The organism is Streptomyces spongiae (assembly GCF_009377185.1).
Lineage (GTDB): Bacteria > Actinomycetota > Actinomycetes > Streptomycetales > Streptomycetaceae > Streptomyces > Streptomyces spongiae.
In genome coordinates this window covers 49,280-60,316 of record NZ_VJZC01000011.1, presented here as the reverse complement: position 1 = coordinate 60,316, position 11,037 = coordinate 49,280, and the positions used below count along the sequence as shown (strand labels likewise).

The 11,037-nt window shown below is 70.1% G+C and carries 10 protein-coding genes; 8 read left to right on the top strand and 2 right to left on the bottom strand.

Translation table 11 applies throughout. The features are described 5' to 3' along the window. The first annotated feature begins 88 nt into the window (after positions 1–88). The 4 genes from FNH08_RS03450 to FNH08_RS03435 are packed head-to-tail and all read left to right on the top strand — an operon-like array spanning position 89 to position 3,983. Positions 89–2,584 carry a sensor histidine kinase gene (locus FNH08_RS03450; protein WP_152769736.1) on the top strand — a complete coding sequence of 832 codons (2,496 nt, stop codon included), beginning with the start codon at positions 89–91 and terminating at the stop codon, positions 2,582–2,584. A 14-nt stretch (positions 2,585–2,598) separates the two neighbouring features. After that, a complete protein-coding gene (locus FNH08_RS03445; protein WP_152769735.1) occupies positions 2,599–3,030 on the top strand; it encodes a roadblock/LC7 domain-containing protein in 432 nt (143 codons plus the stop codon). A gap of 1 nt (position 3,031) precedes the next feature. Then, a complete protein-coding gene (locus FNH08_RS03440) occupies positions 3,032–3,388 on the top strand; it encodes a DUF742 domain-containing protein (protein ID WP_322723583.1) in 357 nt (118 codons plus the stop codon). Then, positions 3,375–3,983: a GTP-binding protein gene (locus FNH08_RS03435; protein WP_152769734.1), complete on the top strand. Its 609-nt coding sequence runs from the start codon at positions 3,375–3,377 to the stop codon at positions 3,981–3,983. The genes FNH08_RS03440 and FNH08_RS03435 overlap by 14 nt, the downstream gene beginning before the upstream one ends. On the opposite strand, the gene FNH08_RS03430 is transcribed toward FNH08_RS03435, so the two are convergent. Both FNH08_RS03430 and FNH08_RS03425 read right to left on the bottom strand, forming a co-directional pair. Continuing rightward, complete coding sequence (locus FNH08_RS03430) at positions 3,973–4,569, bottom strand: TetR/AcrR family transcriptional regulator (RefSeq protein WP_152769733.1); 597 nt, start codon at positions 4,567–4,569, stop codon at positions 3,973–3,975. The genes FNH08_RS03435 and FNH08_RS03430 overlap by 11 nt on opposite strands. A gap of 35 nt (positions 4,570–4,604) precedes the next feature. Beyond that, positions 4,605–6,590 (bottom strand): galactose-binding domain-containing protein, encoded by a 1,986-nt coding sequence (locus FNH08_RS03425; protein WP_407704325.1) that lies wholly within the window; start codon positions 6,588–6,590, stop codon positions 4,605–4,607. A gap of 351 nt (positions 6,591–6,941) precedes the next feature. Between FNH08_RS03425 and FNH08_RS03420 the strand changes: the two genes are divergently transcribed. The 4 genes from FNH08_RS03420 (at position 6,942) to FNH08_RS03405 (ending at position 10,990) form a co-directional block, all read left to right on the top strand. Continuing rightward, the gene (locus FNH08_RS03420) at positions 6,942–7,688 is read left to right on the top strand and encodes a class I SAM-dependent DNA methyltransferase (RefSeq protein ID WP_152769731.1); all 747 of its coding nucleotides are present in this window, start codon (positions 6,942–6,944) and stop codon (positions 7,686–7,688) included. 84 nt (positions 7,689–7,772) lie between these two features. After that, positions 7,773–9,302 carry an alpha/beta hydrolase gene (locus FNH08_RS03415; protein WP_152769730.1) on the top strand — a complete coding sequence of 510 codons (1,530 nt, stop codon included), beginning with the start codon at positions 7,773–7,775 and terminating at the stop codon, positions 9,300–9,302. Between the two features lie 25 nt (positions 9,303–9,327). Continuing rightward, positions 9,328–9,834 carry a MarR family winged helix-turn-helix transcriptional regulator gene (locus tag FNH08_RS03410; protein ID WP_152769729.1) on the top strand — a complete coding sequence of 169 codons (507 nt, stop codon included), beginning with the start codon at positions 9,328–9,330 and terminating at the stop codon, positions 9,832–9,834. Between the two features lie 166 nt (positions 9,835–10,000). Beyond that, positions 10,001–10,990, top strand: coding sequence for a phosphotransferase family protein (locus tag FNH08_RS03405; protein ID WP_152769728.1), 990 nt, complete (start codon positions 10,001–10,003; stop codon positions 10,988–10,990). Positions 10,991–11,037 lie beyond the last annotated feature (47 nt).

Below are 11,037 nucleotides of genomic sequence, written 5' to 3'. Positions count from 1 at the left end.
CTTGTCCCCCTGAGCCCCCGGCACTCCGACCGCTCCTCCCGATCCCCTCCCCGATCACCCTGAACACGTCAATCGCCCAAGGACGACGATGCCCTCACGGACAGGTGCCCGGCGCCGTCTCGGCTCCATACGTCTCTCGCTGATCCTCCTCGCCCTCATCCCCAGCGTCACCCTCGCCGCCATGTGGAGCGTGACGACGATCCAGATGTTCTCCGAGGGGCTGCGGCTGCGCGAGCAGACCGGGCTGAGCAAGTCGACCGGCGCCATGGGCACCGACGCGACCCTCGCCCTGCAGGGAGAGCGCCGGCTCTCGGCCGCGTGGCTGGCGAACCCCCGCGGTGACCGGTCCGCCCTCGACGCGCAGCGGAAGGCGACGGACGCGGCGATCCAGAAACTGGTCCGCCAGACGGACGCGATTCACGACGCCCCCTCCCGCATCAGCGACCGGCTGGACTCCGTCATCGGTGCGGCGGCCAGCCTGGAGTACTACCGGGACCAGGTGGACAACCCCGTCGACATCACCCCGCAGCAGACACTGGACCAGTTCACCTCGATCATCGAGACCCAGATCACCGCCTTCCACGAGCTCTCCCAGGTCGACGACGGCGACCTCACCTCCCAGGCCGACCCCCTCGTCGCGCTGGAACAGGCCGGGGAGATGGTCTCCCAGGAGGACGCGCTGCTCACCCTCGCGTGGCCGTCCGGGTCCCTGGACGACGAGGAACGCATCAAGTTCTCGGAACTGGTCAGCGCCCGGCGGTGGCTGCTCGAGGACCAGATCGTTCCCTCCCTGACCGGCGACCTGAAGACCCAGACCGAGGAGATCCTCCAGAGCTCGCAGTGGCAGGCGCAGGAGTCCATGGAGGACCAGGTCCTCACGGCCCGGGCGACGGGCAGCGCCGACCAGCGCAGGACGATCCTGCCCGACGACATGCAGAAGCGGTGGACCGGCGGGTTCGACACCCTCTCGGTCGAGTACACCAAGCTGATCCAGCACCAGACCCGCGCCCTGCTCGACCGCAGCGGTGACGAGGCGACCGCGCTCCTCATCAAGGCCGCCGTCCTGAGCACCGGCGGACTCGTCGCCATGCTGGTGTGCGCCCTGATGTCCTGGCGCATCACCCGCTCCCTGTCCCAGCGCCTGCGCGGCCTGCGGGAGGCCACGCTCAGCCTGGCGGAGGAACGTCTGCCCGACGTGGTCGAGCGCCTCGACCGCGGTGAGAAGATCGACGTGGAGTCCGCCACCCCGCCGCTCGACTACGGCCGGGACGAACTCGGCCAGGTCGCCCAGGCGTTCAACACCGCCCAGCGCACCGCCGTGCACACCGCGGTGGAACTCGCCGACACCCGGCGCGGCTTCCAGAAGGTCATCCTGGGCATCGCCCGGCAGAGCCAGAACCTGGTCAACCTCCAGCTCAGCAAGCTCGACAAGCTGGAACGCGAGCACCAGGACCCGCGCATCCTCCAGGGCCTGTACGAACTCGACTCCACCGCCAGCCAGTTGCGCCGCTACGAGGAGAACCTCGTCATCATCAGCGGCGAGCGCCCCGGCCGTACCTGGACCCGCCCGGTCGCGCTGATCGACATCCTGCGCAGCTCCGTCGGCGAGGTCGCCCAGTACCAGCGCGTGGAGGTGCACACCGAGGAGGAGGTGTCGGTCGCCCCGCCCGCCGTCGCGGACGTCATCCACCTGCTGGCCGAGCTCATCGACAACGCGACCGCCTACTCGCCCGCCCCCAGCCCGGTGCACGTGCGGGCCGCGATGGTGGCCAAGGGCCTGGCCGTGGAGATCGAGGACCGCGGCCTCGGCATGTCGGAGGAGGACTACGCCGCGTTCAACGCACAGTTGGCGGACGCCCCGCAGTTCGACGTGGTCGCGCTGGCCGACGACCTCCGGCTCGGCATGTTCGTGATCGCCCGGCTCGCCACACGGCACGGCATCGCCGTCACGCTGCGCTCCTCGCCGTACGGCGGCACCACGGCGATCGTGCTGATCCCGCGCGACATCGTGGTGAGTGAGCCCGCCGACGAGCCCGTCACGGGCACCGAGGACTCCGCGACCGCGGAGGCCCAGCCCACCGGCCCGGTGAAGGCGCTGGTGAAGGTCGTGGACGAACCGCCCTCCGCGGACACCCCCGACGACGGCGAACGGACGGACGAGGGCGAACGGAGTCACGAGCGCGCGGGCGAGCCGCAGCCGGCCGCGGCCCACGCGGGGACGAACGGCGCCACCCCGGCCGCGGCCACCGCACGGCCCACCCCCCGCACACCCACTTCCGGACCCGGCAAACCCCGGCGCGACGGCCTCACCCCGCTGCCCCGCCGCGTACCCCAGACCAGCCTTGCCGCCGAGCTGCGCGAGGACACCCCATCCGACCAGGACGACGACTCCTTCGACTTCGACGACTTCACCGCGGAGCGCGCGGCCTCCTCACTGGCCGGCTTCCAACGCGGCACCCTCCAGGCCCGTGACGACGGTGCGGAGACCGAGTACGACCAGAAGGAAGAGACCGCGTCCGAGGACCCCGACGAGAAGGTCTCCGCCTCAGGGCCCATCGCCTCCACCTCGCCCGCCGACCGCTGATGAAGGACACAGAAATGACACGCCCCATCCCCGCCACGCACAGCCAGCTCGACCAGCTGCTCACCGGACTGGTGGAACGGGTCGCCGAGGTGAACCATGCTGTCGTGCTCTCCGAGGACGGACTGGTCGTCAGCAAGTCCACGGCGTTCGTACGCGACGACGCCGAGCGGCTCGCGGCCACCGCGTCCGGTCTGATGAGCCTCAGCAAGGGCGTCAGCATGGACTTCCGGGGCGGACCGGTGCGCCAGTTGCTGATCGAGATGGGCAACTCCTATCTGATCCTCACCAACGCCGGCCCCGGCGCCAGCCTCGCGGTGCTGACCAATCAGGGCGCGGACGTCGGCGTGGTGGCGTACCAGATGAACATGCTGGTGAAGAAGATCGGCGAGCACCTCAGTGCCGCTCCGCGGGCCGGCGTCGTCGTCGCGGCGGACAGCGGCGAGTGAGGTGAACGGAGGCGATACGGCCGGCCGTCTGGTCCGGCCGTTCACCCTGACCGGCGGCCGGACCCAGCCGGACCGAGGCGACTTCACCCTCATCACGATGGTGATCGCCGCGCCCCCGCCGCCCGACGGCGGGCCCCGGCTGCAGCCCGAGCACACACGGATCCTGCGGCTGTGCGCGGAGCCGATCGTGGTGGCGGAGCTCGCCACCCGACTCGACCTCCCGGTGAGCGTCGTCAGCATCATGCTCTGCGACCTGCTGCAGGCGGAACGGATCGTCGTCCAGCCGCCGCGTCCCGTCTCGCGCACCATGGACCTGGAACTGCTGCAGAAAGTGAGGGAAGGCCTTGACCGGCTCTGACGCCACCGTCCAGAAGGTCTCGGCACCCGACACGGTCAAGATCCTGATCGCCGGGGGCTTCGGCGTCGGCAAGACGACCATGGTCGGATCGGTCAGTGAGATCGTCCCGTTGCGCACCGAGGAACCCCTGACAGCGGCGGGCCTCGGCATCGACGACCTCAACGGCATCGAGGAGAAGAAGGCCACCACGGTGGCCCTGGACTTCGGCCGTATCACCATCAGCCAGGACCTCGTGCTGTACCTGTTCGGTACGCCCGGTCAGCAGCGGTTCTGGTTCATGTGGAACGACCTCGCCATCGGAGCCCTCGGCGCGGTGGTCCTCGTCGACGTGCGCCGACCGGAGTCCAGCTTCGCCGCGATCGACTTCTTCGAGCGCCGCAAGATCCCGTTCGTCATCGGCGTCAACGGCTTCTACGGCGAGCATCCGTACACGCCCGAGGAGATCCGGGAGTCCCTCGCGCTGCCCGAGGACGCCCAGGTGCTGCTCTGCGACGCACGCGAGCGCGCATCGTCCCGGGACGTGCTGATCGCCCTGATCGACGAGCTCATCGCCACCACGACCCGGACGGGCGGGCGCCCCGCCCCTACGGTGTGACGATGAGCCCGGCGACGTGCTCGGTGATCATGTCCAACATGTCCGCCACCGACGTCTCGTCGCCGAGCACGAGGAAGTTCAGGGTCAGCCCGTCCGTCATCGCGGCCAGATAGCGCGCCAGCACGGCGACGGGGACGCCGAGCTCGAACCCCATGTCCTTCCGCAGCTGCTCGATGAGCTCGGCGTAGGTGTCGTGGTACAGCTCGTACTGCCGGCGGGCGAGATGCTCGAACCCCGGCTCGCGCAGGGCGTACTGCGTCAGCTCGTACGTCAGCATGTGCTCGCCGGGACGGGCCACCACGTGGTCCCAGTACGCCTGGAACCCCGCCCGGACGGTCTCCTGGAGCGTGGCCCTGGGCCTGATCGCCTCCTTCACCACCGTGATGTAGTGGTCGGTGATGGTCGTGATCACCGACTCGATCAGGGCCTGCTTGGAGTCGAAGCAGTAGTGGAAGACGCTCAAGGACACGTCCGCCTCGGCGGCGATGGACCGGGTCGTCGTTCTCGCCACGCCGTCCCGGGTCATCGCCCTGATCGCCGCCTCGGTCAGCTGCCGGCGCCGCTGAGCCGACGGCATCCGTGCCATGTGCGTGTCCTTCGTCCTTCGTCCTGGGAGCGCCGTCAGCCGCTGTACACGCCCACCTCGCCCAGCGAGTAGCCCCAGTCGGTGCCGCGGTCCAGCCCGTGGACCCGTACGTACCGGGCCGGTGTACCGCTGAACTTGGCCGTGTCCAGGCCGCCGTCACCGGAGGTCGTGGACCAGGCCGTCTTCCACGTCGAGCCGTCGGTGGAGAGCTCCACACGGTACGCCTTCCCGTACGCCCTCTCCCAGTCGAGCGTGACACGCCTGACGGTCTGGGTGGACCCGAGGTCGATCCGCAGCCACTGGTCGTCGCTCCAGTCGCTGGCCCAGCGGGTGCCGGTGTCGCCGTCCACGGCCCGGCCGGGCGCGTAGCTGGTGAACGGGTTGGACTCCGACGAACTGGCCGTCGCGGACGCGCCCTTGGCGAGGTTGACCCCGGCCTTGTGGCTCTCGGACGCGCCCCAGGTGTCGAGGTAGGACTCGGCGCCCCGGAACAGGTCGTTCACGACGTCCTGTCCGCCGACGAGACGGATGTCCTCGATCCAGTCCGGTACGAGGCCGTAGTGGGCGGCGCCGTCGGTGTTGAGGTTCCAAGTCCGCTGGCCCGTGGTCTGCTTGTCGATGACGGAGCCGCCGTCGACGCTGGTGAAGGGGTACTTCACGGGGTTCGAGGTGTCCGCGCCGCGGGGCGCGGGCCAGCCGCCGACGCCGTTCATGTCGGTGCCGTAGCCGTAGCCCACGTTGTACTTGTCGCGCAGCGCGTTGGTGCGCTTCGCCTCGGTGCTGAACTCCTCGGAGCCGTGCATGTACTGGGCGACGAAGCCGCCGAGGGAGTAGACCCGCTCGGTCCAGTTCAGGTCCATCCAGCTGTGCGAGGACAGGACACCCGGGTACTGCTCGGCCTCGAAGATGTCGAGCACCCGGCCGGTGGCCTTGACGCTCATGTGGTCGATCTCCAGCATCATGTTGCGTTTCATCATGCCGCGCACCGCGTACTCACCGAGATCGGTGAGCCCCCGGACGTTGCACTGTGCGTCCTCGTCGTACTCCGGGACCTCGGTGCCCGCCGGCAGGTCCTCCTCGGCCTCGGACGCCGCGCCGCCGATGGGGTTGTCGTGCTGCGGGCCGGTGCACTTCTCCGTCTTCCAGAAGGTGCCCGTCGACAGGAACTGCCCGACGTTGATGGCCGTCCCGAGTCCGCCCTCGTCGAAACGGACCCCGCACAGGGCGTTGTCGAACTTGTGGCACAGGAACATGCTGCGCACACCGAGGTCGTACAGCTCGTCCAGCCCCTTGTCGATGTCCTCCTTGTCGCACTGGGCGATGTCCAGGACCTGCTTGCAGCCGAACGGCTCGGAGGTCTCCACGCCCAGGATGACGGCGAGCTTGCCCTGCTTGATGACCTCGCGGGCCTGCGCGCTGTCGGTGACGATCCGGAACCAGCCCTTGCCCGTGCCGCCGTACATCTTGTCGATGTAGTCCTGCATGTCGTACGTCAGCTCGGCCTGGAGCCGGATGGACGTCATCTCGTCGCAGCTGCGGTCCTTGAAGGGGTAGACCGAGCAGATCACGCCGTTGGTGACGAGGTCGTTGACGAGCACACGCTGTCCGCCGCGCCAGGCGCGCTCGATCCAGGCGTAGTAGTTCTGCTGGTGGGTCATCGAGTCGTACGCCGGCCAGTCCTTGAACGTCGGCCAGCCGACCGGGTCGTGCTTGCCGTCGCCGCCGTTGGTGATGTAGTCGAAGATCGCGAGTGAGCCGTCGGGGTAGTGCTCGGGACAGTCCTTGAGCGCGTCCGCGACGCCCGCTTCGGAGAACGGCTTGCCGCAGATGAGCCGGCCGCCGAACGCCTCGTTGGCCATGATGTGGTTGTGCGCGTCGACGAACCCGCGTACCTCGCCCGCGGAGTTCGTGCCCTTGAAGGGCTCGCCGGTGACGTTGATCTGCGAGTCCGGCGAGGGCCGTGCGCTCGGCGTCCACCAGTCGGTGCCGGCCGCCGAACTCGGTGTCGGGCCCAGCGTCATGGACAGCACGACGAGGAGCAGGGACAGCAGGGCGAGGTGCCGTTTGCGGTGCGGGCTCCTGGGGTGCGGTCGGCGAACCACGGTCATTGGTCACGTCCTCGGTCGGCGGGTGGTGCGTGGTGCGATGGCTCGTGGTGCGGTGGTGAGCCGGACCGTCCGAAATGGCCGGTACCATCCCGCGACGTCGTTGTCATGACTCGCACAAGCGATGTGACGAGAATCGCTACTGGCGGGTACTGAGTCAAGAGTCCGGGACGCTTGACCTGATAGCGCTGACGCTTGACTTGATAGCGCTCCGGTCGCCGGAAAACGACGTGCGCGACTCGCTTCGCGGACGCTACGGTCCCCGGCATGACCGACCTCGACGATGACGGCTACTTCGGAGAAGGCATCGCGGCGACGTACGACGAGTCGTGCGCGGACATGTTCCGGCCCGAGGCGGTGGAACCGGCGGTGGACCTGCTCGCCGGGCTCGCCGGCGACGGAAGGGCACTCGAACTGGGCATCGGCACCGGCCGGATCGCGCTGCCGCTGAGTCACCGCGGGGTTCCGGTGCACGGCATCGACATGTCCCGGGCGATGGTGTCCCGGCTGCGGGCCAAGCCGGACGGTGACGCGATCGACGTCACGATCGGCGACTTCGCCACGACACGCGTGCCGGGCACGTTCGCGGTCGCGTATCTCGTCTTCAACACGATCAACAACCTGACGACCCAGGACGCCCAGGTGGACTGCTTCCTCAACGCGGCCGCCCACCTCCGGCCCGGCGGCTGCTTCGTCGTCGAGGTGGGCGTGCCGGACCTGCGCAGGCTGCCGCCCGGGCAGAACGCCGTGCCGTTCACGATCAGCCCCACCCGCCTGGGATTCGACACGTACGACGTAGCCACTCAGGCGATGAGCTCCCACCACATCACGATCGTCGACGGGCGACCCTCGTACTGGTCCCTCCCGTTCCGGTACGTCTGGCCCGCGGAACTGGACCTGATGGCGCGACTCGCCGGGATGCGGCTGCGCGACCGGTGGGAGGGGTGGCGGCGCGAGCCGTTCACCGGCGAGAGCCGCCGGCACGTCTCGGTCTGGGAGAAGCCCGCCGAGTAGGGGAACCCTGTGGGGTGAACCCCCGTGCGCAGAGGCCAGTTGGCCGGATGTCAGTAATGCACGGGGCGGGCGAGGCTCGTTCCCATGACGACGATCAAGCGAAACGCGGCCCTGTTCGCCGCCTCCGCGGCGGTCCTGAGCCTCGCCGTACCCCTCACCACCGCGACCGCCTCGACGGCCACTGCTCCCGAGCCACCGCCCCTCGACTGGACGAAGTGCGAGGGGACGGGGCTCGACCCCCGGCAGGAGTGCGCGACCGTCGAGGTGCCGATGGACTACTCCGACCCGCAGGGCAGGAAGATCACCGTCGCGTTCTCCCGCATCCCCGCCGAGAACCCTCGGGCGCGCCGCGGCGCGCTGTTCATGATCCCCGGCGGACCCGGCGGCGGCAGCCTCGGCCACCCCTCGGGCGAGGGGCAGAAGCTGCCGCAGAAGGTGCGGGACGCCTACGACCTGATCGGGTTCGACCCCCGGGGATACGGCCGCTCCACCCCCGTCAGCTGCGACCTGGAACGGGACGACCTCGACCGGACGAAACTCTTCCCCTGGCCGGCCCCCGACGGCTCCGTCACGGAGAACATGGCCACCGCCCGGCGGATGTCGGACGCCTGCGCGCGCAACGGCGGCGAGCTGATACGGCACATCAGCACCGCCAACGAGGCCCGCGACCTCGACCGCATCCGGGCCGCGCTCGGCGAGCGGAAGATCTCGGCCTGGGGAGTGTCGTACGGCACGTACGTCGGCGCCGTCTACAACCAGCTGTTCCCGCACCGTACCGACCGCGTCGTGCTGGACAGCAGCGACGACCCCGACCACACCCGGGTGGCCCGCGGCTGGCTCGCCAGGTTCGAGGAGGGGGTCGAGGACAACTTCCCCGAGTTCGCCAAGTGGGCGTCGGCACCCGGCAACCCCGACCGCGTGGCCCGGACCGCCGCCGAGGTACGCCCCCTCTTCCTCCGCCTCGCCGCCCGCCTCGACCGCGAGCCCATCCCCTGGCCCGGAGCCACACCGTCGGAGCTCAACGGCAACGTGCTGCGCCAGACCATGCTGGACAGCCTCTACGACCCCGACAACTACCCCATCCTGGCCCGGCTGATCCTGGCCGCCCGGAAGGGCACCGTGCCGCCCGCGCCGCCCGCGCCGCCCGAGACGGTCATGCAGCAGAGCCTCGCGGTCCTGGCCGGAACTGTCTGCAACGACGTCGATTGGCCCGGGTCAACGTCCGTGTACCGGAAGGGAGTTGACGAAAGCCGAGTCAAGTTCCCGCTGACCGCAGGGATGCCGAGGAACGCGATGGTGTGCGCCGCCTGGCCGTACCCGCCGAAGGAGCCCGCGGTACGGATCACCGACCGTGGCCCCTCCAGCGTCCTCATCGTCCAGAACCGGCGTGACGTGGCCACCCCCCTCAGCGGCGCCCTCGAACTCCGCGAGTCCCTCGGCCGGCGCGCCGTCATGGTGACCGTGGACTCCACCGGTCACGGCGCCTACCTGGACAACGGCAACGCCTGCGGCGACCGGACGGTGTCCCACTTCCTGGCGACGGGGGAGCGGCCGGCGCGGGACGTCATCTGCGACCAGGACGGGCACGGGCGCCGGGTGGTCTCGGGCGTTTGAGTTTTCAAACAGGTACAGTGTGGCCATGTCCACCTCGCCACGCTGGCTCGACGCCGAGGAACAACGGGCCTGGCTGGCCTACGTCGACTTCTCCACCCTGCTCGCCGACTACCTGAACCGGCAGCTGCGGCGCGACGCGGGGATGACCCACGCGGACTACGGGTTGCTGTCCCATCTGTCCTCGGTGCCCGACGGGGCTCTGTGCATGTCGGAACTGGCCCATCGTCTGAAGATCACTCGCAGCCGGCTCACCCACGCGGTGAACCGGCTGCGCGAGGCCGGCCTCGTGGACCGGCGCGAGGATCCCGCCGACGGGCGCGGCCAGCTCGCCGTCCTCACCGACGAAGGGCGCGCCGTACTGGAGCGGGCCGCTCCGGGCCACGTGGAAGCCGTACGCCGTGCGGTCTTCGACGCGCTCACTCCGGAGCAGGTGCGGCAGCTCGCCGAGATCGGTGAGGCGATCGGCGGAGCCGTGCAGCGCGCGGAGTCCTCCCGGAGCGACTCGGCGGTGCTGCCTTGGCGCCGCCGTTAGCTCCGCTGGACGGCCGGTGATGAATCCGCGGGCCGGTGGGGGCTGATCGCGCCGTTCCCCGCGCCCCTACGGGACGCGCGGTACCGCACCGGACTCGATAAGGCCGCCTGGGGCTGTGTACCGTGCGCGGGTTGTCGTGACGCGTGGTGGAGGGGCGGTTCGGGTGATGGCGCGCAGGGCAGTGACGCGGGAGCAGCTGGCGGGTGCGGCGCGGGTCGCGCTGGGCGGTGGGCGACGGCTGGAGGCGGTCGAGCGGGTCGCGGGCGGCACCACGAAGGGCGTGTACCGCCTGACGATGGACGACTCCACGACGGCGATCGCCTACCTGTGGGACGCCGCCGAGAACTACTGGCCCCAGGCCGAGGGCGACGACGATCTCACCGAGCCCTTCTCGTCCGGCGCCGGGCTCGACCTGTTCGAGGCCGCGCACGCGCGGCTGGACGCGCTCGGCGTCCGCGTCCCCGCGATCCGCCTCCTCGACCGCGACGGCACCCATCACCCGGCCGACCTCGCGATCGTCGAGGACGTCCCGGGGGAGAACCTGGAGGAACTGCTCGAGCGCGACCCGCGTGCGGCCGCTCCGGTCATGGCCCGGTTCGCGGAGGCGCTGGAGGCGATGCGGCTCCACCGGGCACCCGCCTACGGCAAGGTCGCCGTGGTGGACGGCGGAGGGACCTCGCGCGGAACGTCCTGCGAGGGCGTGGTGCTCGAACGCGCTCAGCGGGACCTCGCCGAGGCCGCCTCGCGTGACCCGCGGATCGCGAACGCCCGCGAGCGGCTTCAGGAGCGGCTGCGGGTACTGGCGGCGGCGGTGCGTCCGCGCGCGGAGTACTCGGTCGTGCACGGCGAACTGGGTCCGGACCATGTGCGGGTCGACGCGGACGGGAACCCGGTGCCGGTCGACATCGAGGGACTGACGTACTTCGACGTCGAATGGGAGCACGTCTTCCTCCGGATACGTCTGCACGACGCTTACCGGCCACTGGCGGTGGACGGCCTGGACGAGGACCGGCTCGCCCTCTACATGCTCGCGCAGCGACTCTCGCTGACAGCGGGCCCGTTGCGGCTGCTCGACGGGGACTTCCCCGACCGGGAGTTCATGGCGGGCATCGCCGAGCACAACCTGAACGAGGCGCTGGAGCTGGTCCGCGCCTGAACCGTCGCTGTTCCGTGACGGGGGAGTGGTTGAGTGACCGGCATGAT

Bases quoted from the DNA above. Each gene is read 5' to 3' on its own strand.
- FNH08_RS03420 (WP_152769731.1), top strand. From the start codon at position 6,942: ATGACCGACCTCGACGATGACGGCTACTTCGGAGAAGGCATCGCGGCG.
- FNH08_RS03430 (WP_152769733.1), bottom strand. From the start codon at position 4,569: ATGGCACGGATGCCGTCGGCTCAGCGGCGCCGGCAGCTGACCGAGGCG.
- FNH08_RS03410 (WP_152769729.1), top strand. From the start codon at position 9,328: ATGTCCACCTCGCCACGCTGGCTCGACGCCGAGGAACAACGGGCCTGG.
- FNH08_RS03415 (WP_152769730.1), top strand. From the start codon at position 7,773: ATGACGACGATCAAGCGAAACGCGGCCCTGTTCGCCGCCTCCGCGGCG.
- FNH08_RS03445 (WP_152769735.1), top strand. From the start codon at position 2,599: ATGACACGCCCCATCCCCGCCACGCACAGCCAGCTCGACCAGCTGCTC.
- FNH08_RS03405 (WP_152769728.1), top strand. From the start codon at position 10,001: ATGGCGCGCAGGGCAGTGACGCGGGAGCAGCTGGCGGGTGCGGCGCGG.
- FNH08_RS03425 (WP_407704325.1), bottom strand. From the start codon at position 6,590: ATGACGCTGGGCCCGACACCGAGTTCGGCGGCCGGCACCGACTGGTGG.
- FNH08_RS03450 (WP_152769736.1), top strand. From the start codon at position 89: ATGCCCTCACGGACAGGTGCCCGGCGCCGTCTCGGCTCCATACGTCTC.